Genomic DNA, 23,316 nt, shown 5'->3' with positions numbered 1-23,316 from the left:
AAAACGCATGGATAAAATTCGTCACGTTCCCTCTCTTCAGGCCTTGCAAGCACTGGTGAAGGTCTCCGATTCCGGCAGCTTCACGCAGGCGGCGCAACGCTGTGCCTGACCCAAAGTGCAGTGAGCCGAAAAATTCAGCAGTTGGAGGGTCACTTTGGCTTGCCGATGTTCGTCCGCAATAGCCGCAGTGTTCGCCTGACGCCGGAAGGCGAACAGGTGCTGGGGACCGCGCGCAATATCCTGGCGCAACTGAAAACACTGGAGGATCGGCTTGCCTCGACGAGTTGGCGCTCGACGCGGCAGCGCGAGGAATGGGGGTGGCCATGACGGACATGACCCTGGCGGGGGAATCCATTGAACGGGGTCTGCTCGTCATCCCGTTCGGGCAACCGTTGAAGACCCGCGGGATCTATTCGCTGCACCTGCAACCTTCGGCAGCCTCTCATCCGGCGTGCGCGCTGATCATGCAATGGTTCGCCCAACAGGCCGAACGCACAGCTTGACCCTCACGTACCACGGTCCACGCCTTCTGTCGCGTTGGCGAAAGCGACACCCGCCTCGCGCACCAATCCACGCCATTCTGTGCTGCTGATCAGCCCCTGGCGTTCCATCTCATCGGCGACCTTCAGCAGTTCGTCGTACTGCTCTTCTGCATCCATGCGGATTTCGGGCTCTTTCAGAAGCTGATACCAGGCCGCCAAGGCCTCCTTCCTTTGATCATCATTCATGGCCAAACACCCTGCGAAGGACTGTCTTCGTTTGGAAGTCGGGTCATGGATGGCGGTTCATCGATTCCGACATACGGCGTTGAGGCCACGGAGACAGACTTGTCTTGCATTACAAACTTGTCATCGAGTTGTCAGCGTAGCCAGCACCCTCGCTTCATACAGTGAAGTCGTCAGTCACCCACACCGGGTGACACACCTCCCACTGATGATGACAAGGGTCGATACCATGAAACCATTGAGCAAACTTTGCCTGATCGCCGCCAGCCTGTTGATGCTGGGCACCGGTTCCGCCATGGCCAGCGACATCGCGCCGGTCAAGGCCAATAACGTCGTGCTGGTGCACGGTTCCTGGGCCGATGGCTCAAGCTGGTCGGACGTGATCTCGCGGTTGCAGGCTGCCGGCCTGCACGTTACCGCCGTACAAAACCCGCTGACTTCGGTCGCCGACGACGTCGCCGCCACTCAGCGTGTGCTCAATCAACAAGACGGCCCGACCGTGCTGGTCGGCCACTCCTACGCCGGCACTGTGGTCAGTGAGGCCGGGGTCAATCCGAAGGTCAGCTCGCTGGTTTACGTCGCGGCACGAGCGCCGGATGCAGGCGAAGACTTCGTCGCGCTGTCGGCCAAATACCCGACCATGCCCGTGCGCGCCGGCACCGAAGAACACGATGGTTTTGTCAGCCTGAAACAAGACGCCTTCCTCAAGTACTTCGCCAGTGACGTGCCCCACGACAAGGCCATGCAGTTGTTCGCCGTCCAGCAACCGATCGCCAAGACCCTGTTCACCGACCGCACCACTGCGGCGGCCTGGCACACCAAACCGTCCTGGTACGCGGTCTCCAGTCTCGACCAGACCATCAACCCGGATCTGGAGCGTTTCCTGGCCAAACGCATGGGCGCCACCACCATCGAGCTACCGTCGAGCCACTTGTCCCTGGTCTCCCACTCCAAGGAAATCGCTGACCTGATCCTCGAAGCTTCCGGCCGCCAGCCATAACTCTGGCCGCCGCTGCATTACAACTTTGTCATTGAACTGTTGGTCGGCTGTCCGGATCGCCTGGTTAACCTGAACTCACTGCCAGGCGAACCCGACGGCAGCCATCCCAAACCCTGAATAGAGAGACTCATCATGAAAATGTTTATCCTCGGTTTCGCCGCCCTGCTCGCCACCGGCTCGGCGTTTGCGGATACTCAGACCGCCACACCCGTGATCCATGACCAGACCGGTTTCTTCGTGCACCTGGACGTCGATAAAGTCCTGTCCAGCACCGACATTTCACAGCAATGCGGCGTGATCCCGGCGCGGCTCGACTACCTGGACCATCAGGGTCGCGAGCATGTGCTGGATTACCAGGTCGCCGGCACGGGCTGCACCAATGATCATTGATCGGGCTACACTGGCGCCAACTGACTGAGGCAGATTTCCATGAACATCCTCGTAGTCGAAGACGAACCGAAGGCAGGCAACTATCTGCTCAACGGCCTGCAGGAACTCGGGTACTCGGTCAGCCTCGCGCGCGATGGCGTCGATGGCTTGCACCTGGCCCTGGAGAACGATTTCGACGTCATCGTGCTGGACGTCATGATGCCGAAAATGGATGGCTGGGAAGTCCTGCGCCGCCTGCGCAAGGAAGCCGACACACCGGTGCTGTTCCTCACGGCTCGTGATGACATCGCCGACCGTATCAAGGGCCTGGAACTGGGCGCCGACGATTACCTGATCAAACCCTTTTCCTTCGCCGAACTGGTCGCGCGGCTGCGCACCCTGACCCGCCGCGGTCCCACCCGCGAAGAAGAGCAGCTGCAAGTCGAGGATCTGCAGATCGACGTGCTCAAACGCCGCATCACCCGCGCTGGCGTGCGGATCACCCTGACCAACAAGGAGTTCGCCCTGCTGCATTTGTTCGCCACGCACCAGGGCCAGGTCTTGTCGCGCTCGATGATCGCGTCACGGGTCTGGGACATGAATTTCGACAGTGATACCAACGTCGTGGATGTGGCGGTGCGCCGGTTGCGACTGAAAATCGACGACCCCTTCCAGCTCAAGCTGATCCACAGCGTGCGCGGTATCGGCTACCGCTTCGATACGCAACCATGACCGCCCGCCTTCGCCACTCCTTAACGCTGCGCCTGGCGCTGGTGTTTGCCTTGCTGGCCTTTGTCTCACTGGCGCTATTGGGCGTGGCACTGTATCGGGATCTGGAACGTGAACTGATCCGGCGAGACGATGCCGCGCTGGTGAACCGTATCGATCAATTGCGCACCTTTCTCAACGACAGCAACACCCTGGAGCTGATCAGAACCAAACCGGCGCTGTTTCAGAATATGCTCGGCAACCGCGAATCTCTGCTGACCATCGGCGCTCCCGGACAAAAACCGTTACTGGTGGTCAACCCCGGAAACCTCGCGGTGCCATCGCTGGCGCCAGTGGCCATGGACCATCCGCTGAATCTGGCTGACGTGCAGCATTACCCGAGTGTGGACGGCGTGCCCTTCGCGGCGCTGGCGGCGACCATTGATTCCGGCGATCTGGGCAGCCTGCAAGTGGTCACCGGGCGCCTGATGACCGAGCGCACCGCGGTGCTCGCCAGTTACCGGCTCAACGTGTACCTCTTCGCCAGCGTGGCGGCGATCCTGCTGGCGCTGTCCGGCTACCTGCTGGTTCATCGCGGGCTGCTGCCGTTGCGGCGCCTGGCGAGGCACGCCCAAGGCATCGGTGTCGGCAACCTCACCGAGCGCCTCGACAGCCAAGGCGCGCCACGGGAATTGCTGCCAATGATCGAGGCGTTCAATGCGATGCTCGATCGTCTGGGCAAGGGCTTCGTGCAATTGGGTCAGGTGTCGACCGACATGGCCCATGAGCTGCGCACGCCGATCAACAACCTGCTCGGCGAAACCCAGGTCGCGCTGCAGCAGAACCGCAGCATCGAAGCCTATCAGCAACTACTTGCCTCCAATGTGGAGGAGCTTGAGCGCCTGGCGCGGATGCTCGACAACATGCTGTTTCTGGCCCGCACCGATCCGGCCAGTGCCCTGAGCCAACGCCAGGAACTGGATGCCGCCGACGAAATGGAACGCATGGCCGACTACTTCGAAGGGCCCGCGGCGGATGTCGGGATCAGCATCAACGCCCAGGGCAGCGGCGTGATCTGGGCAGAGCCGATGCTGCTGCGCCGTGCCCTGGCCAATCTCTGCGCCAACGCCATCAAATACGGCGCGCCGCATTCCGAGCTGTTCATCCGCGCCACCCCTTCGGCCGAAGGCATCCGCCTGATCGTGCGCAACCACGGCCAGACCATCCCCGCCGAACACTTGCCCCGGCTGTTCGAGCGTTTCTACCGCGTCGACGAATCCCGTGAGCGTTCGGCCCACTCCAACGGCTTGGGCCTGTCGATCGTGGCGACGATCATGCAGTTGCATAACGGGGCTTACAGCGTCAGCAGCAGTGAGGGCGTTACGTGCTTTGAGCTGTTTTTTCCGGCGCGAGGGGTGGATGAATGACAGCGCACAGGACGAATTGAACCCACCCGCCGTCGATTGGCCCTTCCATGGCTCCCGCAACATGTCTCATTTTATTTCCCTGCTTTGACAATCAGCGCTTGAGCTTTAGTCTGCCGCAACCTATAAATACTATAGATAATCATGAGCGACCTACTGCCGTTTCCGCTGTCGAAAAAGAAAGCCTTGGAAATCATTAGGGAGCTTTCACATCGATCCGAGCGTGTCTTTTATTCAAAAACACGCACGGTCCCGCATGATTGAGCGTGAGATATCCATGCCTGATGTCATGGATTGCCTGCGCAGGGGACAGGTCACTGATGGCCCCTATCAAGCACCGGGGGGAGATTGGAGATTTACTATTTCATGGTTCAGGGCTGGGTCACCCCTCCAAATTGTCGGCGCAATCGATGTCGACGAAGATGGAAAATATCTCGTCATAGTGACCACGATGCAAAGGGAGAGATAATTTTATGTACCACTACGTTGAAAGCGGCCTACCGAACGTCTGGCTGAGCAACGGCTACGTGGTGAAAGAGACCGCCTATGGCGAGTCTGTTGCTATCACCGATGTCGAAGGTCTTCACGACTTTATCGGCAAGACGATTGCGGAAAAACCGGCTGCTCTTACCGGCGCGGAATTTCGATTCCTGCGCAAAGAGCTGGGTTTGTCTCAAGAAAGACTGGCCAATATTGTCGGGCTTACCTCCCAGGCAGTGGCGATCTGGGAAAAGACTGACAAGATTCCGACAGTTAATGACCGCTACCTGCGCGGCCTCTACCTGGAAGCCAAGACTGGCGAGGCGGATCTGATGGCTGCCATTAACTCGATCAACGAACTGGACCATGACCTTCACAAGCTCAACCTTCAGTTTGAAAATGGCTGGCATAAGCAAGACAAAACTTGCGCCTGACAAGAATATCTATGGCAAAGCCCGGACCTGCTCCGGGCTTTTTTATGCCGCTTCAGCCCTTCCAGCCGCCTCAGGCGGATCTAAAATGTCACCAAGTGAAATGGCAAAAAATGCCAATCCCGTTGAGCAGTTTCGACATAGGCCAATAACACCGCTATCCCTAGACTCTTCCCCCCACTAACAGTGCTTACGCGCACTCGAATCCAGGACTGAACCAGGGGAATCTCGCCATGAACCCATCCGATATTTTCGTCATCAGCGCCGTCCGCTCTGCCATCGGCAGCTTTGGCGGTTCGCTCAAGGATGTGCCGCCCATTCAACTGGCCACCGACGTTTGCCGTGCCGCCATCGAGCGCTCGGGGCTGGCGCCTTAGCACATTGGCCATGCGGTGATGGGTCATGTGATTCCGACTGAAGCGCGGGACGCCTACATTTCCCGCGTCGTGGCGATGAATGCCGGCCTGCCGAAAGAGACGCCGGCTTTTAACGTGAACCGCCTCTGCGGTTCGGGTTTGCAAGCGATTGTCAGTGCCGCGCAAAGTTTGATGTTGGGCGATGCAGGCGCTGCGCTGGCCGGTGGCGTCGAGTCCATGAGCCGCGGCGCCTACCTGTTGCCGCAGGCGCGCTGGGGCGCACGGATGGGCGACATGCAGGCCATCGACTACATACTCGGCGTCCTGCAAGACCCGTTTGCCGGTTTCCACATGGGCATCACCGCGGAAAACATCGCCGAACGCTATGGCATCACCCGCCAGGCTCAGGACGAGCTGGCGTTGCTCAGCCAGCAGCGAGCTGCCCGAGCCATTGCCGAAGGCCGGTTTACCGGTCAGATCGTGCCGATTGAAGTGGCGTCCCGCAAAGGCAGCGTGACGTTTGCCACGGACGAACATGTCCGCGCCGAGGTCAATGCCGAACAATTGGGCAAGATGAAACCCGCCTTCAAAAAAGACGGCAGCGTCACCGCCGGCAACGCGTCGGGCCTTAATGACGGTGCCGGTGCGCTGATCCTGGCCACCGGTCAGGTGGTTCGCGAACAGGGCCTCAAGCCGATGGCCCGACTGGTCGGTTATGCCCATGCGGGTGTTGAGCCTGAACTGATGGGATTAGGGCCGATTCCGGCCACCCGCCTGGTACTCAAACGCGCCGGCCTGACCGTCGCCGACCTGGATGTCATCGAATCAAACGAGGCCTTCGCCGCCCAGGCGTGTGCCGTGGCGCAAGAACTGGGCTTCGACCCGGAGAAAGTCAATCCCAACGGTTCCGGGATCTCTCTGGGCCATCCGGTGGGTGCCACTGGTGCGATCATCGCCACCAAGGCGATTCACGAACTGCACCGGGTTCAGGGCCGATATGCCCTGGCGACCATGTGCATCGGCGGCGGCCAGGGCATCGCCGTGTTGTTCGAACGCGTCTGATTGCCCCAAACGCCGACGGCGCCCATTGCGGGCGCCGTCTCGTTTACCGTGATGGAATCAGTGCGCGATGCACACCGATTTCAGTTCGGTGTAAGCCTCGATGACCGCGCGACCAAACTCGCGGCCCATGCCGGACTGCTTGACGCCGCCGAACGGCATCGCCGGGTCGAGCAACACGTGGGCGTTGACCCAAACCGTACCGGCTTCAATGCGCGGCACCAGGTTCATCGCTTTGCTCAGGTCGTTGGTCCACAGGCTGGCGGCCAGGCCGTAGCGGTTGTCGTTGGCCAGGGCAATGACGGCGTCTTCATCGTCGAACGGCATCACCCCCAGCACCGGACCAAACACCTCTTCACGGGCCACGGCCATGCTGTGGTCGATGTCGGCCAGAATGGTCGGCTGCACGTAGAAGCCCTCGCCTTCCAGCAACTCGCCGCCCGACACCACCCGCGCACCTTGCTGGCGAGCCAGTTCGATGTGTTTGAGCACGCCTTGTTGTTGCTTACGTGACACCAACGGGTTGATCGCCGCTTCGCAGTTCATGCCCGCACCGATCGGCATGGCCGAAACCGCTGCCGCGAGGCCTTCGACAAATTTGTCGTGGATCGAGCGATGCACATAGAAGCGTGACGCCGCTGCGCAGACCTGGCCGTTGTTCAACAGACCACCGAGGATCGCCCCCTGAATGGCTTTGTCGATGTCGGCATCGGCGAGGACGATCATCGGGTTTTTACCACCCAGTTCCAGGGAAAAACGCGTCATGTTTTCCATGCATGCCACACCGACACTTTTGCCCACCACGGTGGAGCCGGTGAAGGACACTTTGCTCACCAGCGGGTGCGCCGTCAGCACGCCGCCGACCGAGGCGCCGCCACCGGTCACGACGTTGAACACGCCTGCCGGGATGCCCGCCTCCAGGGCCAGTTCAGCCAGGCGCATGGCGGTCAGTGGGGTTTCCATCGCCGGTTTGATGATCACGGTGCACCCGGTGGCCAGCGCGGGCATGAGCTTCCACGCGGCAATCAGCAGCGGGAAATTCCACGGCACAATCCCGACCACGACGCCCACTGGCTCACGCTTGGTGAACGCAGTGAACCTGGCACCCGGTGGCAGCGGAATCGACACATCAAAGGTCTGCCCTTCGATCTTGGTCGCCCAGCCGGACATGTAGCGCATGAACTCCACGGTGGCGTTCAGGTCCAGGGCGCGGGACATGTTGATCGACTTGCCCTGGCTCAGGGTTTCCAACTGGGCCAGCTCTTCGGCATGCGTCTCAACCAGGTGGGTGAAGTTCAGCAGAATGCGTTCGCGATCCGCCGGACGCAGCCCCGACCACACGCCGGATTTAAAGGCTTTATGGGACGACTGCACGGCTTGCTCGACCACTTCCAGCGGCGCGTCCAGGGTTTCGCAAAGGGTTTTTCCGGTGGCCGGGTTGACCACGGCGATGCTTTGCCCTTCGGCGAAAACCCACTGGCCGTCGATGAAGCAGCCGTGGCGGCGGTCGAGGAATGCAGCAACCTGCGGCAGAATTTCAACGTTGCTCATAAATCACCTTTCGTTCAGACGAGTTGTTCAGCCAGAAACCGGCCGATTACTGTTGTTCTTTGAGGAAACACACGACCGCCTGGCGATCGTCCGCAGAGGCCAGCCCCATGTAGGGCATGTAGGTCCCGGGCACGAAAGCCTGGGGTGCAGTGATCAGTTGCGCGATGTTCTCGGCCTGCCAGTTGATGTCTTTGCTGCGCATGGCCTGGGAATAGTTGAAGCCTTCCAGCGAACCGGATTTGCGCCCGAGCACGCCCGCCAGGTTCGGTCCCATCATCCCCGTCATGCCCTTGGTCACTGAATGGCAGACCCCGCATTCATTGGCAAAGACCTGGGCGCCATGGCCCTGGTCCGGCGCGCAATCGGCCGCATGTGCGGCTTGCGCCAGCGTGAGTGACAGCAGGCCGATGAGGGAAAGTCTGTGCGTAGTGAACATAAGAAACCGACCTTGAAATCCGCGGGTTCGCAAGCAACGAACGCCAACACTGAAAACACCGAGTCTGGGGAACATCGGCAGGGTTGGTACGGATTGTCGGGGGTCAGTGACGCGCCGGGTTTGCCCTGCGTGCCAGTCGTGTTTGCCGGCGTGCCAAACCGCGCATTCTGGCAAGCACAACCAACTCTTTGGCAACCACACAAAAGGGCGAAAAAGTTCCGCGCCTTAGTATCGAAACAGACCTCAACCCTGTGGTCATGAACAAGAATGGATGCCACACCATGCTCAAGTCCCCCTTGCTTCGTCTCTCTACTCTGGCGCTGATGATCAGTGCCGGCCAGGCTGGCGCCTACGAACTGTACGCCGATGACGACAGTCATTTGAACGCCACCCTGGAAGCGGTATTCGGCATTTTCCACAGCCAGGAAAACTACGCACTGTCCGGCCGCCTCGACCCAGGCTCCTCGTCGTGGCGCGAGGGCTACATCAAATATGGCCTGAGCTTCGACAAGGGCCTGGCCGGTGTGGGTACCGCGTATGGCGCGGCGAACCTGCTCAGCTCCGGCACCTGGGGTGACGGCGATGCCGCGGGCTTCAGCGATGGATCGGAACGCACCACCAAGTTCGAAGACGCCTACCTCGGCTGGCGCTCGGGCAAGCTTTTCGACGTGCTGGGCGAGGATGGCGTCGACCTGTCCTTCGGCCGCCAGAACATCGTGATCGGTGATGGTTTCCTGATTAATGGCGACGCGCTCAACCTGGGCAAAGGCCTGGCCGACGGTGAGTTCAACCGTGGAGGTGCCTATTGGCTGGCTGCGCGCAAAGCCTTCGACGAGACCGCGGTGTTGCGCCTGGGCGGCAAGGAAGGCTGGCGTGGCGACCTGATGTGGTTGAGGTCAGATAACCGTTCACAAGCCAAAACCGAAATGTACGTTGGCACGCTCGAACACGTCGCCGAAGCCGGTACGGTCGGTTTGACCTACATCGACACCACCGATGTCGACGAAGAATTCGCCTCCCCTGCTCAACTCGAACGCGACGGCATGAAGACCTACAGCCTGCGCGCGACAGGCAATGCCGGGGTGAAAAACCTGTTCCTCTCCGGTGAATACGCCAAACAGGACAAACCCCACACCGCTACCGAAGACGCCTGGTACCTGGAAGCCGGCTGGACCTTTGCCGACGTGGCCTGGACGCCGTATGTCAGCTACCGCTACAGCCGCTTCTCGGAGGGTTACGACACATTGTTCTACGGGTTCAACCGCGGTTACGGCACGTGGTTCCAAGGTGAAGTCGCCGGTAACTACGCCGGCCCGTTCAACACCAACTCGCGCATTCAGAACGTCACCTTCAAAGTCTCGCCACTGGAGAACCTGACGGTGGGCGCGATGTACTTCAACTTCGACACCATCGACCGCAACCTGGGCAATACCGATGGCCATGAGGTGGACCTGTATGCCGAATGGCACGTCAACGATCATCTGACGGTGATGCCGCTGATCGGTCTCTACCAGCCGGACAAGAGCGCCGATGAAGGTGGCACACAGCTGGGCAGCAACGACAAAAACCTCTACAGCCAAGTGGTGTTCGCCACTACGTTCTAAGCCCGAAAGCCGCACTGGCCGCCACACGCCTCCCCTGTAGGAACGGCCGAAGGCTGCGATCTTTTGATCTTGATTTTAAAAGTCAAAGTCAAAAGATCGCAGCCTTCGGCAGCCCCTGCAGGATCGCGTTTCGGCGGCATTGCTTTTCAAGGAAAAAGGCCTTTGCAATGCACAAGAAATTCCTGACGATTCAGAGCAAGATCGCCCTGCTCGCCGGCCTCTGCCTGCTGTTGGTGGTGGGTTTGCTGATGGGGTTGTCGCTCTACCAGACCCATCAAAGCAGCCAGCAAGTGGCCGAGGCCAGCAGCGAAATGCTCGCCAGTGCCGCCAAGGAACACATGCAAGCCCTTGGCAAAGTGCAGGCGATGCAGGTGCAACGCACCTTCATGCAAACTCACGAATACGGCCAAGGATTGTCGCGGTACTTGCTCTACCTGAGGCAGCTGCAACATCAGGGCAACCTGACCCGCCCGCAACTGCGCCAGGAGCTGAACACACAGCTTCACCAAGCGCTGATCGACAAGCCCGACCTGCTCGGGCTTTATGTCATTTTCGAACCCGATGCACTGGACGGCGCCGACGCCAGCTTCGTCGACCAGGCCGCCCTGGGCAGCAACGAGACCGGACGCTTTTCCCTCTACTGGGTGCAAAGCAAACCCGGCGAACTGCAAGCAGTGATCGGCGACGAATCGTTGCTCGCCAACACCTCGCCCGGCCCCAGTGGCGCGCCGTACAACGCCTTCTACACCTGCGCTCGCGACACCCGAAAAGCCTGCGTGCTGGAACCGTATTTCGATGAGGCGTCCGGCAGCCGAAAACTGGTCACCAGCATCGCGTTTCCATTGATCGACAATGGCAACGTCATCGCCGTGGTCGGCCTCGACATCAACCTTGCCGCCCTGCAACAAAACAGCGAAGCCAGCGCGCGCGAACTGTTCGATGGCAATGGGCAGATCAGCATCGTCAGCCCAAGCGGGGTGATTTCCGCCAACAGCCAGGACGTCAGTCGCCTCGGACAACCGTTGGACAACACCGAGGTGATGAACACGCTGCACCAGGGTCAACCGAACGTGTTTGTCGACCCGCAACAGATCAAGGTACTCGAACCGCTGGCACCGATTGCCGGTGCTGCGTCGTGGGGCGTGCTGGTAGGTGTGCCGCAGAACGTGTTGCTGGCACCGGTCACCACGCTGCAAAAGGAACTCGATGCACAAGGCGTGCAAAGCACGGCGCTGGAGTTGTTGCTGGGAGGCGGCTCCGCCCTGCTCGGCCTGCTGTTGATCTGGTACACGGCGTTTCGCATCACCCGGCCGCTGCAAGTGCTGACGCGGGTCATGGAAGATATCTCTCTCGGCGAAGGCGATTTGACCCGGCGCCTGGCCGTGCAATCCCGGGATGAAATCGGCCAGTTGGCGACAGCGTTCAACCGCTTTGTCGAGCGTATCCACCACTCGATTCGCGAGGTGTCTTCGGCAGCGCTCGGCGTCAATGAGGGGGCCAAGCGGGTGCTGCTGGCGTCGAACTCGTCGCTGAGCAATTTCGACGAACAATCGACCCGCACCAACAGCGTCGCCGCCGCCATCAACGAACTGGGCGCCGCCGCCCAGGAAATCGCCAACAACGCCTCCGACGCCTCGCAACAGGCCTCCGCTGCGCGCGAACAAGCCGAAGACGGGCGTCAGGTGGTGGAACAGACGATTCAGTTGATGAACGAACTGTCCGGTAAAATCAGTGCATCCTGCGTCAACATCGAAGTGCTCAACGACAAGACCGTGAACATCGGGCAGATCCTCGAAGTCATCAAGGGCATCTCCCAGCAGACCAATTTGCTCGCACTCAACGCGGCGATCGAGGCTGCGCGGGCGGGTGAAGCGGGCCGTGGGTTTGCGGTGGTCGCCGACGAGGTGCGCAGCCTGGCCGGGCGTACGCAGGCGTCGGCGGCGCAGATTCAGCAGATGATCGAAGAACTGCAAGTGGGTGCGCGCGACTCGGTGATCACCATGACCGAGAGCCAGCAACACAGCGAGGAAAGCGTCAGCATCGCCAACCTTGCCGGCAAGCGATTGGGGAGCGTGACCCAGCGGATTGGCGAGATCGACAATGTGAACCAGTCGGTGGCTGCGGCTACCGAGGAGCAGACGTCGGTGGTTGAGGCGTTGAACGTGGACATTACCGAGATCAACACACTGAATCAGCAAGGGGTGGAGAATCTGCAATCGACGTTGCGGGCGTGTACCGAGCTGGAACGAGAGGCTGGCCGGCTTAATCAGTTGGTGGGCAGTTTTCGGATCTGAGATGGGTGTTGCCTGACATATCGCCTTCGCGAGCAGGCTCGCTCCCACACTGAGGTCCTGCGAACACAAAATTTGTGTACGACTGAAATCAAATGTGGGAGCGAGCCTGCTCGCGAAGAACGATAACGCGGTCTCTCAGCAATGCGCGCCAGCATGTTCGAGCCGGTGAAACAACCGGTTGAAGTACACCAGGCTATCGCCCTCCCCACGCACAGCGACCTTCTCAAGCTCGACAAACATCACCGAGTGCGAGCCCACTTCCTTGCACTCACTGATCCGCCCTTCCAGTTGCACCAGCGCATCACGCAGCACCGGCACACCCGCGTCGCCGCCATCCCACAAGTCCCAGGCAAAACGCTCCGCCATCGGCACCTGGGTCATGCCCGCAAGGTGCCGGGCCAGCTCTTCCTGCTCGCCACACAGCACGTTGACGCACAGACGGCCATTGGTGCGGAACACGTCGTGGGTGGCGCTGTTGCGGTTGACGCACACCAGCACCGTGGGCGGTGAATCCGTCACCGAACACACAGCGCTGGCGGTAATGCCGCAGCGCCCGCCCGGGCCATTGGTGGTGATGATGTTCACTGCGGCAGGCAACTGCGCCATGGCGTTGCGAAAGTCGATTTGCTGCTGGCTCAGGTCGGCCATGTCGGTGCCCCTTCCTTCAGGAGGACCGCCGTTGGACGGTCCAAAGTGATGGAACAAGACTAAGGCCCGGCGCAGCGCGCAACTATCCTGACGATCCCCATGCCGAGGTTGGCTTTCCGCTAGTCGACTAGGTGGTTTCTTTATCGTCAGGGCCCGCCGCAGTGGGTATTCTGCTAACTGGCTCCAATGAGAGCTGATGTCCGCCGCAGCGTGCACGCGTGCGAAAACAATAATTAGAAATTCTCGTGGCAGTCCCTGATGGAAATCCGCAAACCGATTGTTTATATCGTTGATGACGACAAAGACCTGCGCACTTCGCTGGCCTGGTTGCTGGAGTCGGTCAGCGTGCAAGCGCAATGCTTTGCCGGCGCTGAAGAATTCCTCAGCCAATACGACCCCAGGCAGCCGGCGTGCCTGGTGCTGGATGTGCGCATGCCGGAGACCAGCGGCTTCCAGTTGCAGGAAATCCTCAACCAGCGCGGCAGCTCCTTGCCGACCATTTTCGTGTCCGCCCATGGCGACATTCCGATGTCCGTCACGGCGATGAAGAACGGCGCGCTGGATTTCGTTGAGAAGCCCTATAACCCGCAGCAAATGATCGACCGTATTCAAGCGGCGCTGAAGGTGGCCGTGCATGCCCAGGCCGATCAGGAGCAACGCCAGCACCTGCAAAGCAAGCTCAAGTTGCTGACCAGCCGCGAACGCGAAGTGTTGATGCTGGTGGTGGACGGCAAGGCCAGCAAGGTCATCGCCCAGGAGCTGAACATCAGCGTGAAAACCGTTGACGTGCACCGGACCAAGATCAAGGAAAAGATGGGCGTGACCAGCATCGCCATGCTGGTGCGCGAAGTGCTGCACCTGCCGGCGGATGAGCCGGCGCGGCATTGATCCCCGGCCCCCCCCCTGTAGATACCGTCTTGACTCTCACCGAGCAAGCGCAAGTTTCGGGTCGAAGGGTTGACCCGACTTGAGCACGCCATAGACGAAGTGCAGCAGCTTGCGCATCGCGGCACAGATGATTTGCTTGGGAGCCTTGCCGTTGGCCTTCAGGCGGTCTTTGAGGGCGATGATTGCTTCGTTGTGTTTCAGCGCCACGATTCCTGGCATGTAGAGGCTGGCGCGCAGTCGTACCGAGCCGATTTTCGAGATCGGGGTGCGGCCCTTGAGCATGCCCGAGTCATGCAGCTTCGGGTTGAGTCCCGCAGCAGCCACCAGTTTGCGCGGATCGTCGTATTTGCGCAGGTCGCCCAGTTCGGCCAGTAGTCTCTCAAGTGTTTTTTCGCCGATGCCATCGATGGTCACGATCAAGTCGCGCATCTGACGCATGTCGGGGTCGTCATCGATGTGTTGCTTGATTACCTTGTGCGTCTCAGCGATCTCTTTTTCGACGTGGCGCAGTACCGACTGGATCGAGTCTTTGACGCTTTCGTCGGACACGTCCAGACGATTACGCTCCATTTGCTGCATTTCCTGAAGATCATCGAGGCGGCGAACCATCGCCTTCAGTTGGCGAAACTTCAGCGGTTCCGGGGCCCAGAGCGACAGTTTTTCATGTTTTTCTCTGGCGAAGTCAGCGATCAGCTTGGCGTCGCTTTTATCGGTTTTGACTCGACGCAGTTCGCTGTTGGCATAGGCATGGGTCGTAGCCGGGTTGACCACACAGACCCGATAACCCTTGTTGTAAACAAACTCGGCGAGCGCCAGGTGGTAGACGCTGGTGGCTTCCATCACGATCAGGGCCGAAGGCTCGGCCTGCTTGTGCAACCAAGCCTCAAGTTCCTTGAAGCCCTTGGCATCGTTAGCGAGTTTGGCCTTGGTTTTGTGTTTGCCATTAGGCAGATGAGTGGCGATATCAAAAGTATTTTTTGCGACATCGACGCCAACGAAACTGGACATGAATACCTCCAATCAGATCAATTGCGATCATCACTGCACTCTGTCCAACCTTGCAAATGCGGGCTCTCGCCGAAGACGGGCCCAAGATACCGTTCGAACTATACGAGTGAGTGTGGAGGGTTGGAGCACCATCTACATTGCAGGCATAACGCCTAAGGAGCTGCGCGTCTTCCAGATCCCTCCCTCGATGATCAGTCGAGAACTATCGCTCCTGACGGAGCGATAGTCGAGATACAAGGAGCTGCCGAAGGCTGCGATCTTTTGATCTTGATCTGTTGGCGGCCGCAATGCCGCCGAAGATCAAAAGATCGCAGCCTTCGGCAGCTCCTACACGGACCGCTGTGCATCAGTTCTGGTTGTAACGCTTGCGATACGCACCCGGCGACACGCCAAAACGCGATTTGAACGCCGATGAGAAGTAGCTGGAGTCGGAGAATCCCCAGGCGTAACACAGTGCCGAAAGCTTCTGCTCAACATGGGAGCGGCGCAGGTTTTCTGCGCAGAAATCCAGGCGTCGGTGCTTGATGTATTGCGCCACCACCAGGCCGCGCTTGGAAAACATCCGGTACAAACCACGCACCGAAATCCCCACCTCCCGGGCAATCAGCTCGGGGCACAGTTCTTCGGCACTGAGGTGTTCGTCGATGTAGGCGATGATCTTGCGAAACTGCCGCTCGTGGGCATCCCCGCCGCTGTCGCGGACGCTGATGCCCGGCAACAGCAGGCTGACCAGTGCGTCGAGCACGGCCTCGCTTTCCTGCATGTCCAGGCCTGGCTGCTGCCGGGTGTCCAGCACCAGTTTGTTGGCCATCGCCGCCAGTGGCGTGTTGGCCGCAATGCGGGTGGCGCAGTTGACCGCATTGAAGTGCGAACCACGCTCAACCACCTGACGCGGCAGGATCAGTGACAACTGTCGGGAGTCATCGTTGTAGGTCATGTCGCTGGGGCGGCAGGCGTCGATCAAGGCGATGTCGCCAATGCCCAGCTGAGCCCGGTTATCGCCCTGCTCCAGCTGCGAGCTGCCGCGCATCTGGAACACCGCGTAGTAATGGCCGTCGCTGCTGACGCTGACGTCCTTGCTGGTGCGGTACAAGTGCACGTGCGCCATGTCGACGACGCTGAGGTTGATGGCGCCGCTGCGATATTCCGCCAGCTCACCGTAAAAATCCGCATCCAGTGCCCGGGCATCGAAGCGCCCGCAGGCCTGGTTGACCTGGCTCAGCCAGCTTTCGAACGCCTCATTGCGAACCGCCGAAGAAGTCATCATCACTGCAAAGCCTCACGCGTGTTTTATTGTTATTTTTCGACCGCTTCGTCGAGCGGTTCGGCAAATGTGTCGTACCTGGCTGTCTCCTCCTTCGACGGCCGCCGGGGCCTATTCAACAGGCTCCGGCGTTGGCTTGCCAGCCTTCCTTGTCGTTAGATGTCCAATACCAGACGAGCGGAAATGGCGCGCGAAACACAGGCACAAATCTGCTTGTTGGACGCCTTTTCCTTGTTCGACAGACAGTTGTCGCGGTGCTCCGGCACGCCGTCGAGCACCTCGACGATGCAGGTGCCACAGAGACCCTCGCGGCACTCGGTGTCGATGTCACAGCCATGAGCCTGCAATACGTCGACCAGACTTGCGTGGGCGGGCACCTGGAGTACTACGCCGGAGCTGGCCAGTTCAACTTCAAAACCGCCACTCGGGCCGGCATTGGCGGCCGGGTCGGCCTGGAAATGTTCGAGGTGAATGGCGTCGTCGGAACAGCTGCGCGCCGCCACTTCCACCACTTTGTTCATGAACGGTGCGGGACCGCAGGTGTAAACGTGCGCGGCGTTGCCCGCCCGGTCCAGGCAGTCCGTCAACGCGGCATCCATATCACCCGGTTCGACGCCGTAGTGGAACTGCACATGGTCGGCGAACGTACTCGCAAGAAGGTCGGCAAACGCGGCGTACTCCGGCGAGCGGGCAAAATAGTGCAGGCGATAAGGCTGACCACTTTCCGTCAGCCGATAAGCCATGCTCAACATCGGCGTTACACCGATACCTGCCGCGAACAGCACATGTTCGGTCGCCGTCGGGTCGAGGTGGAACAGATTGCGTGGCGCGCCCATTTCCAGCTCCATGCCCTCTTGCACCTGTTCGTGCAGCGCCAGCGAGCCGCCCCGCGACTGCGCCTCTTTTTTCACCGCCACCAGATACGCGCGACGGTCCTGCGGCGGGCTGCACAGGGAGTACTGGCGAGTCACCCCGGTCGGCCCGGTCAGGTCGACGTGTGCACCCGGTTCATAGGTGTCGAGCGGCTGGCCGTCACTGCGCACGAGGCGAAAGGAGCGGATATCCAGCGCTTCGTCGACGATCCTTTCGATCTTCACCTTCATCATTGCATCACCTGAATACAGTTGTTTTGGTTTAACAGTACGGCGTGGCCAACCTTGTAGGAGCTGTCGAGAGAAACGAGGCTGCGATCTTTTGATCTTTGGTGGTCTTGAGTCACCAGAAAATCAAGATCAAAAGATCGCAGCCTCGTTTCACTCGACAGCTCCTACACGAGGGTCTCAGCTCTTGATTAGCGCATGAACAAACCACCATTGATGTCCCAGCACGCGCCAGTCACGGAGGCGGCATGGTCGGCGATCAACAGCAACACGCTGTCGGCGATGTACTCGGGCGCTCCGAGGGTGCCGGTCGGGATCATTTTCAGAATCTGTTCCAGTCGTTCCGGGGCCACGGTTTCGCGCACCACCGGCAAGTCCAGCGGGCCCGGCGAAATGCTGTTGACCGTCACACCTTGCGGGGCCAGTTCTCGGGCGAAGACTTTGGTCAGCGTTGCCACGCCGCCCTTGGCCGCCGCGTAGTGCGCCCCCGTGGCGGTGCCGCCGTTCTGTCCGGCGAGCGAGGCGATGTTGACGATGCGACCAAAGCCGCGCTCGGCAAAGTGCGCGCCGAACACCTGGCACGCGACAAACGTGCCGCGCAGGTTGATCGCCATCGACTCGTCGAACTCCTGCGGCGTGATGTCCATCAGCGCCGCGACTTTCGACACGCCAGCGTTGTTCACCAGAATGTCGGTGCCGCCCCAACGCTCGGCGAGCAGGTCGCGGGCCCGCACAAAATCGGCTTTGTTGCGCACATCCAGCTCGATGGCGACGGCACTCGCGCCACTGCTATCAAGCTCAACAGCAAGACGTTGCACGCCGTCGAGGCGCACATCGGCCAGACCTACGCGATAACCCGCCGCATGCAAACGGCGGGCGATGCATTCGCCAAGACCGCGCGAAGCGCCGGTGACAAGGGCTACTCGGTTCATGGTGTTGGCCCTCACAGCAGGAAGCCGAGCGCGCTCAGGCTGTCGGTGGAATTGATCAGCCGCACGACCTTGCGTTCCAGCGTCGCTACACCGTCGGTGAAGCGAATGCGGTGATTCAGGTCGGCCACGAACGGCGTGTGCACGCCGCGTTTGTAGGCGTACAGCAACTGCGCGGAATTGACTTCAACGATGTCACCCGCGGCTTCCACCAAGCGAAAACGCGAGACGCTGCGCACGGTTTTCGCCGCGTCCACCGCCGACGGCGAATACCCGGCGGTCAGGCGTTCGATGCGCAAGTCACGCATGCGCGCATCGTCGTAGGCGTAGTTGAGGTTCGCCTCAAAATCCTCGGTATCCGGGTCGATCGGCACAATGTACAGGCCGCTCTCGCTCCACAACGTTGCCCACTCGGCGTAGTGCTTGTGGTCGAGCAGTTCGGCTTCGCGCCAGATGAATTCGATGGACTGGGCCAACGGGCCGGAAAAACCGTTCAGGGTGTCGTGAGTGCTCATTGGCTCATCATCCTTTTCCACATGGCGTAGGCACCGCGCATGCCACCCTCGTCGGTGGCGTGGGACACCTTGTCGCCGTTTTCGGCGATGGTTTCGCGATTGAGGCCGCGGTTGACCAGGATTGGCGCATCGACGCCAGCGTACGAACCGCGCTGCACACGGTCCCAGGCCTCGGCATCGTCAGGGCTGCCGAAACCGAACGGGCCCTGGAAGTGCTCGTGAATGCGCATGCGTTCGCGGTTGGCGATTTCCGGGCCCCCGTCCATGCCGAGGGCGACATGGCGGATCTCGGTTTCAGTCACCGAGACCGGGCGCAACACGCGGAAGAACGACATCGACATCGCGACGTTAGGGAACAGGTTCAGGTTGAAACCGGCACCGTGCAGCGAACGCACGATGCGGCGCACCTGTGCAGGCTCCATGGTTTTCGACAGTTGCGCAGTCACATGGGCGAAACGCTCTTGCAACTGTTCAGTGCCGTCGTCGTGATCCAGATCGACGTGCTCGGGCACCATCACCATCACGCTGTGGCCGTTGCCCAGGGAGTGGGTGATGGCTTGCTCGTCGGTCATGAACGAGAGCATTTTCGAGGTTTCCTCATCCACCGACGACATGAACGACTTGTGCACGATCGGGAAGTGGTAACCGTCGGTGGTGTTTTCCAGCTGGATCTTCCAGTTGCCCTTGAAGCTGAACTTGTGTTCGCCCTGGGTCTTGATCGGGTAACCGGCGCCCTGCTTCATGAACAGGTCCATCCAGTGTTTGGCACCGCCGAGGAAATCCACCAACGGTTCGATTTCGTCGTTGTAACTGGCGAACACCATGCCGGCGTAGCGCTCGACCCGCAGGCTGGTGAGCGGCAGTTCGGACTTTTCCAGAATGCCTTCGTAGCCGTCCGGGTATGGCAGCGCACGCAGCTTGCCGTCCAGCCCATACGACCAGCTGTGATACGGGCAGGTGAAACCGGTGGCGTTGCCTTTGTGCTTCTCGCACACGGTGGCGCCACGGTGCCGGCAACGGTTTTCCAGGACGTTGATGTGGCCCTTCTTGTCGCGCACCACAATCACCGGGCGACGGCCGATGGTCGCGGTTTTGAAGTCGCCGCTGTTGCGCACTTCGCTTTCGTGGGCGACCCACACCCAGGTGCGGTAGAAAATCTTCTCCAGTTCGGCTTCGAACAGCGCCGGATCGTTGTACAGCGAGACGTCGACACGGTCGTGGCTGACCAGTTCGTCCGGGCTTTTCGATGATGCGATCAGCCGGTATTCATGAGTGCTCATGCGGTTCTCCTCATGGCTTTTTCTTCTGATTAGGCCGTTCACCGGCCATGCTCTGTTGCAGCTGTGCACCGAAGGCGCAGACCCATTCGTCCTGGCCCTTACGACCGACGATTTGCAGGCCGACTTTCAGCCCGCCGCCTTCCAGTTCCACTGGCACCGTCAACGCCGGATGGCCACTGAGATTGAAGGGGCGTACCAGCGGAGTCATGCCGGCCACGGCTTTGCTCGCGCTGCGGGCTTCGTTCAATGTGGGCGGCAGGCTCGACATCGTCGGCAACAGCAGCACGGCGAACTCGTCCAGGGCGGCATCCACTTGCTGGCTGAAACGCGCCCGCACCTTTTCGGCTAGCGCCAGGTCAGCGGCGCTGGTGCGGCTGGCGGCCAGCAGGCGCTGTTCGACATCCGCGCCGATCAGGCCCTTGCCGGTGAGGTGGCCGAACGCGGCCCAGTTTTCAACATTGATCACGGTCAGGCCGGCGGCGAACGCGGCTTCGAATTCACTCAGGTGCAGGTTGCTGCGACGCCAGCCCGCGCGGTCGACGGCGGTGCCGAAGCACGCTTGCAAGTGCGGGTCGCAGGCGACCTCGAGAAAGCCCACTCGTGCATCACCCGATGGCAAACCCTGCACCTGAAAATCGGGGCAAATCACCTGCATCGCGGCGATCAGATCGTCCATGTCTGCCGCAAACGGTCCCACGCAATCGAGACTGGAAACCGCCGGATGCGCGCCGACCCGGCTGACTCGCCCATAAGTCGGTTTCAACCCGGCAATGCCGCAGCACGCCGCCGGCACTCGCACAGAACCGCCGGTGTCGGTGCCGATGGCGATGTCCGCCAGGCCCGCCGCGACCGCCGCTGCCGAACCGCTGGACGAACCACCCGGCACCCGATCCGGGGCTTGCGGGTTGATCGGCGTGCCGGTCCAGTCGTTGATGCCGGTGACGCCAAACGCCAGCTCATGCAGGTTGGTTTTGCCGACGATTTGCCAGCCAGCAGCAAGGACCGCATCCACCACTTCGGCATTGCGGGTTGCCGGTGCCGCGTCGGCAAACGCGCGGCTGCCCGAGCGGGTCGGATAGCCGGCAATGTCGATCGAGTCTTTGATCGCAACCCGTTTGCCGCTGCCGCCGAGTAAAAATTCGCTGATAAACGTACTCATGCACCCGGCCCCGTGTTGAACAAACGTTGCGTGCGGAAATGCGCGATCAACCAGATACCCTCGACACAGCGAAAATCGATGTTCAGCCGCGTGCCGAACAGCTCGCTGCGCCCGTCGGCGTAAGTGGAAATCTGCTGCATGATCCACTGCCCCCGAGACATGCTGCCGTCGACCATGATCGACTCGCTGGTGAGGTAATGCAGGTTCAGGCGAAAGTGATCCGACGGCGGCAAGTACCCCCCCACAAACGCCGCCACCGCATCACGCCCGCGGTGCTGACCGAAAGTCTGCGCAGTCTGGCTGCCGATGCCTTCCCAGACCGCATCGACGCAGAACAGCTGCGCTAACTCGCTGACAGGGGGGGCAGCCCTGGGCACATCGCACAGGTCCATGTAGCGCGCCATCAAGCGGCGCACCTGACTCTCCCCTTCGAGCGTCTCCAGACGCTGCAACAAGGCCTCGTTCATGACTTACACCTTGGCTGCATCAGGGATGGTCAGCGGACGGCCGATACGCGCTTCGACCCTGGCGTAGCGCCACAGGTTGCAGGCGTCGATCACCGACTGGTGGCAGTCGACGTCGGCCATGATGTAGACGGTCCACGGCGACGTGGTGGACGGGCCGACCATCAGCCGGTCATCGTCCATCGCGCCCAGCACGGTGATGCCGGGCATGGCGCCAAGGGAGCCCATCATCTGGCTGAAGCCTTTCCACACGCTCAGGCCTTCGCCGGTGGGCAGGTCGAAAAAGTTCTGGGTGATACCGATGCAAAAGACGACGCGCAGGGGTTCTTGGGTGGTCTGGGACATGGGGGTTGATCCTTGAATAGAGGGTTCAGATGTAGCCAGGAAATGGCGGCACGCCGAGGAACACCGAGCCGGCGCCGTCGTACAGGCCTTCACTGAGGAAGGCGTGCTGGGTGACCACCATCGAATCGCGCAGGTAACGCTGCAGCGGGTGGCGCAGGTAAATCGCGGTGGTGCCGGCGAGGCTGTAAGCGCTCTGCACCACGGCCGCACCGGCCTGGGAAACGTGGATGGCGGACAGGCGCAACAGGCTGGTTTGTTCGGCGCTGACCGGATTGCCGGCCAGGATCGAGTTCCACACCTGCTCGGTGGCGCTGTAGAAGAAGCCGCGCGCCGCCGCCAGTTGCGCTTCGGCCTTGGCAATCTCGATGCGCACATAGGCGCGGTCGGCCATCTTCGGTGCGCCGGTGATGCCACTGCCGGCGGCCATGCGGCTGACTTCATCGAGAGCCGCGCGGGCCAGCCCGAGGTTGACCACTGCCAGCACTTGCGCGGCGTAGGCAATCGACGGGTAGCGGAACAGCGGTTCATCAATGGTCGAGGCACCGCCACGGATGAAGGTCCAGCGCTCATCAACGCGTGTATCTGTCACACGCAGGTCATGGCTGCCGGTGCCCTTGAGGCCGACCACGTCCCAGTTTTCGACGATGTCTACCTGATCTGCGCGGAATACGGCGGTCCGTGGCTTGCCGCCAGCGGCGCCGATACCGACACCGATCAGGTCGGCGCCTTTGCAACCGCTGGCGAATTTCCAGGTGCCGTTGACCTGCCAGCCGCCGTCGACCGCTTCAGCGGGTTGCAAGGGAAACAGGCCACCGGCGAACACCAGATCGGGGCTGTGTGCGTAGATGTCGGCGAGGGTTTCTTTCGGCAAAGCCGCCAGATAGACACCGGCGCTACCGAAGCTGGCGACCCAGCCTGCCGAGCCATCGGCTTCGGAGATGCGTTCGATCATCTGTAGAAAACGGGCCGGTGCCAGCGCGTCACCGCCAAAGCATCTCGGCGTGGCGGCGCGATAGATGCCCACTTGTTTGAAGCGTTCGATCATGTCCCGTGGCACGTGGGAGCCGACGTCGAATTCGTCCCGACGTTGGCGCACTTCATCCAGCACCTGCTCAAAGGCCTGAGTGTCGACGGTGTTCTCGTCGACGCCTGGCAGAGGGTCTTTCTCCGCGACAGCTGAACGCAGCATGGGCTTCTCTCCGTTTATTTGTTATTAGCCGGAGCCTGCCTGGAGGCGTGGCGACGGTTGATGGGCTCAGTGTAAAAACCGCATCCGCTC

Annotated in this window: 23 protein-coding genes and 3 pseudogenes; 12 read left to right on the top strand and 14 right to left on the bottom strand. The window is 60.7% G+C overall.

What is annotated here, in order from left to right; translation table 11 throughout:
- Positions 1 to 7: 7 nt before the first annotated feature.
- Positions 8 to 503: pseudogene (locus tag ACYZUD_RS04040) on the top strand (LysR family transcriptional regulator).
- Positions 504 to 506: 3 nt separating this feature from the next.
- Here the strand turns inward: ACYZUD_RS04040 and ACYZUD_RS04035 are convergent.
- Positions 507 to 728, bottom strand: coding sequence for a hypothetical protein (locus ACYZUD_RS04035; protein ID WP_462022721.1), 222 nt, complete (start codon positions 726 to 728; stop codon positions 507 to 509).
- Between the two features lie 226 nt (positions 729 to 954).
- Between ACYZUD_RS04035 and ACYZUD_RS04030 the strand changes: the two genes are divergently transcribed.
- The 7 genes and pseudogenes from ACYZUD_RS04030 to ACYZUD_RS04000 all read left to right on the top strand — a co-directional run bounded on the left by ACYZUD_RS04030 (position 955) and on the right by ACYZUD_RS04000 (position 6,555).
- Complete coding sequence (locus ACYZUD_RS04030; RefSeq protein WP_462022720.1) at positions 955 to 1,725, top strand: alpha/beta hydrolase; 771 nt, start codon at positions 955 to 957, stop codon at positions 1,723 to 1,725.
- A gap of 132 nt (positions 1,726 to 1,857) precedes the next feature.
- A complete protein-coding gene (locus tag ACYZUD_RS04025; protein WP_462022719.1) occupies positions 1,858 to 2,115 on the top strand; it encodes a DUF2790 domain-containing protein in 258 nt (85 codons plus the stop codon).
- A 39-nt stretch (positions 2,116 to 2,154) separates the two neighbouring features.
- The gene (locus ACYZUD_RS04020; protein ID WP_462022718.1) at positions 2,155 to 2,826 is read left to right on the top strand and encodes a heavy metal response regulator transcription factor; all 672 of its coding nucleotides are present in this window, start codon (positions 2,155 to 2,157) and stop codon (positions 2,824 to 2,826) included.
- Positions 2,823 to 4,229, top strand: a complete 1,407-nt coding sequence (locus ACYZUD_RS04015) for a heavy metal sensor histidine kinase (protein ID WP_462022717.1) — start codon at positions 2,823 to 2,825, stop codon at positions 4,227 to 4,229. Before ACYZUD_RS04020 ends, ACYZUD_RS04015 begins: the two co-directional genes overlap by 4 nt.
- A gap of 253 nt (positions 4,230 to 4,482) precedes the next feature.
- On the top strand, positions 4,483 to 4,695 hold the full coding sequence (locus ACYZUD_RS04010) for a DUF4258 domain-containing protein (RefSeq protein ID WP_462025178.1): 213 nt from the start codon (positions 4,483 to 4,485) through the stop codon (positions 4,693 to 4,695).
- A 4-nt stretch (positions 4,696 to 4,699) separates the two neighbouring features.
- Positions 4,700 to 5,140: a helix-turn-helix domain-containing protein gene (locus tag ACYZUD_RS04005; protein ID WP_462022716.1), complete on the top strand. Its 441-nt coding sequence runs from the start codon at positions 4,700 to 4,702 to the stop codon at positions 5,138 to 5,140.
- 230 nt (positions 5,141 to 5,370) lie between these two features.
- Positions 5,371 to 6,555, top strand: a pseudogene (locus ACYZUD_RS04000) (acetyl-CoA C-acyltransferase family protein).
- Between the two features lie 57 nt (positions 6,556 to 6,612).
- Here ACYZUD_RS04000 and ACYZUD_RS03995 read toward each other — a convergent pair.
- Positions 6,613 to 8,103 (bottom strand): aldehyde dehydrogenase family protein, encoded by a 1,491-nt coding sequence (locus ACYZUD_RS03995; RefSeq protein WP_462022715.1) that lies wholly within the window; start codon positions 8,101 to 8,103, stop codon positions 6,613 to 6,615.
- 46 nt (positions 8,104 to 8,149) lie between these two features.
- Positions 8,150 to 8,539: a c-type cytochrome gene (locus tag ACYZUD_RS03990; RefSeq protein ID WP_462022714.1), complete on the bottom strand. Its 390-nt coding sequence runs from the start codon at positions 8,537 to 8,539 to the stop codon at positions 8,150 to 8,152.
- A gap of 281 nt (positions 8,540 to 8,820) precedes the next feature.
- Between ACYZUD_RS03990 and ACYZUD_RS03985 the strand changes: the two genes are divergently transcribed.
- From ACYZUD_RS03985 to ACYZUD_RS03975, 3 genes and pseudogenes are all read left to right on the top strand, one after another.
- Positions 8,821 to 10,143, top strand: a complete 1,323-nt coding sequence (locus tag ACYZUD_RS03985; RefSeq protein ID WP_462022713.1) for an alginate export family protein — start codon at positions 8,821 to 8,823, stop codon at positions 10,141 to 10,143.
- Between the two features lie 167 nt (positions 10,144 to 10,310).
- A pseudogene (locus tag ACYZUD_RS03980) lies at positions 10,311 to 11,531 on the top strand (cache domain-containing protein); the annotation flags it as partial.
- Positions 11,526 to 12,437 (top strand): methyl-accepting chemotaxis protein, encoded by a 912-nt coding sequence (locus tag ACYZUD_RS03975; protein ID WP_462025177.1) that lies wholly within the window; start codon positions 11,526 to 11,528, stop codon positions 12,435 to 12,437. The pseudogene ACYZUD_RS03980 and the gene ACYZUD_RS03975, both read left to right, overlap by 6 nt.
- A gap of 135 nt (positions 12,438 to 12,572) precedes the next feature.
- Here the strand turns inward: ACYZUD_RS03975 and hpaC are convergent, their stop codons facing one another.
- Entirely contained in the window at positions 12,573 to 13,085 is a 513-nt protein-coding gene (hpaC, locus tag ACYZUD_RS03970) for a 4-hydroxyphenylacetate 3-monooxygenase, reductase component (RefSeq protein ID WP_462022712.1), read from the bottom strand.
- 258 nt (positions 13,086 to 13,343) lie between these two features.
- On the opposite strand from hpaC, the gene ACYZUD_RS03965 reads away from it, so the two are divergent.
- The gene (locus ACYZUD_RS03965; protein ID WP_462022711.1) at positions 13,344 to 13,973 is read left to right on the top strand and encodes a response regulator transcription factor; all 630 of its coding nucleotides are present in this window, start codon (positions 13,344 to 13,346) and stop codon (positions 13,971 to 13,973) included.
- Between the two features lie 36 nt (positions 13,974 to 14,009).
- Here ACYZUD_RS03965 and ACYZUD_RS03960 read toward each other — a convergent pair whose 3' ends face one another.
- From ACYZUD_RS03960 to ACYZUD_RS03915, 10 genes are all read right to left on the bottom strand, one after another.
- Positions 14,010 to 14,981: an IS110 family RNA-guided transposase gene (locus ACYZUD_RS03960; protein WP_462019512.1), complete on the bottom strand. Its 972-nt coding sequence runs from the start codon at positions 14,979 to 14,981 to the stop codon at positions 14,010 to 14,012.
- 346 nt (positions 14,982 to 15,327) lie between these two features.
- Positions 15,328 to 16,248: a transcriptional regulator FeaR gene (feaR, locus tag ACYZUD_RS03955; protein WP_462022710.1), complete on the bottom strand. Its 921-nt coding sequence runs from the start codon at positions 16,246 to 16,248 to the stop codon at positions 15,328 to 15,330.
- Positions 16,249 to 16,400: 152 nt separating this feature from the next.
- Entirely contained in the window at positions 16,401 to 17,351 is a 951-nt protein-coding gene (locus ACYZUD_RS03950) for a PDR/VanB family oxidoreductase (protein WP_462022709.1), read from the bottom strand.
- A gap of 185 nt (positions 17,352 to 17,536) precedes the next feature.
- Complete coding sequence (locus ACYZUD_RS03945; protein ID WP_462022708.1) at positions 17,537 to 18,277, bottom strand: SDR family NAD(P)-dependent oxidoreductase; 741 nt, start codon at positions 18,275 to 18,277, stop codon at positions 17,537 to 17,539.
- A gap of 11 nt (positions 18,278 to 18,288) precedes the next feature.
- Positions 18,289 to 18,789, bottom strand: coding sequence for an aromatic-ring-hydroxylating dioxygenase subunit beta (locus ACYZUD_RS03940; protein WP_462022707.1), 501 nt, complete (start codon positions 18,787 to 18,789; stop codon positions 18,289 to 18,291).
- Positions 18,786 to 20,069: an aromatic ring-hydroxylating oxygenase subunit alpha gene (locus ACYZUD_RS03935; protein WP_462022706.1), complete on the bottom strand. Its 1,284-nt coding sequence runs from the start codon at positions 20,067 to 20,069 to the stop codon at positions 18,786 to 18,788. Before ACYZUD_RS03935 ends, ACYZUD_RS03940 begins: the two co-directional genes overlap by 4 nt.
- Before the next feature lie 10 nt (positions 20,070 to 20,079).
- Entirely contained in the window at positions 20,080 to 21,228 is a 1,149-nt protein-coding gene (locus ACYZUD_RS03930) for an amidase (RefSeq protein WP_462022705.1), read from the bottom strand.
- Positions 21,225 to 21,695 carry a nuclear transport factor 2 family protein gene (locus ACYZUD_RS03925; protein WP_462022704.1) on the bottom strand — a complete coding sequence of 157 codons (471 nt, stop codon included), beginning with the start codon at positions 21,693 to 21,695 and terminating at the stop codon, positions 21,225 to 21,227. The genes ACYZUD_RS03930 and ACYZUD_RS03925 overlap by 4 nt, the downstream gene beginning before the upstream one ends.
- A 3-nt stretch (positions 21,696 to 21,698) precedes the next feature.
- Entirely contained in the window at positions 21,699 to 22,037 is a 339-nt protein-coding gene (locus ACYZUD_RS03920) for a hypothetical protein (RefSeq protein WP_462022703.1), read from the bottom strand.
- A 25-nt stretch (positions 22,038 to 22,062) separates the two neighbouring features.
- On the bottom strand, positions 22,063 to 23,226 hold the full coding sequence (locus tag ACYZUD_RS03915) for an acyl-CoA dehydrogenase family protein (RefSeq protein WP_462022702.1): 1,164 nt from the start codon (positions 23,224 to 23,226) through the stop codon (positions 22,063 to 22,065).
- Positions 23,227 to 23,316 lie beyond the last annotated feature (90 nt).

The organism is Pseudomonas sp. XS1P51 (assembly GCF_054897845.1).
The sequence above is the reverse complement of the archived record's forward strand: the minus strand, read 5'-3'. Positions and strand labels throughout refer to the sequence as shown.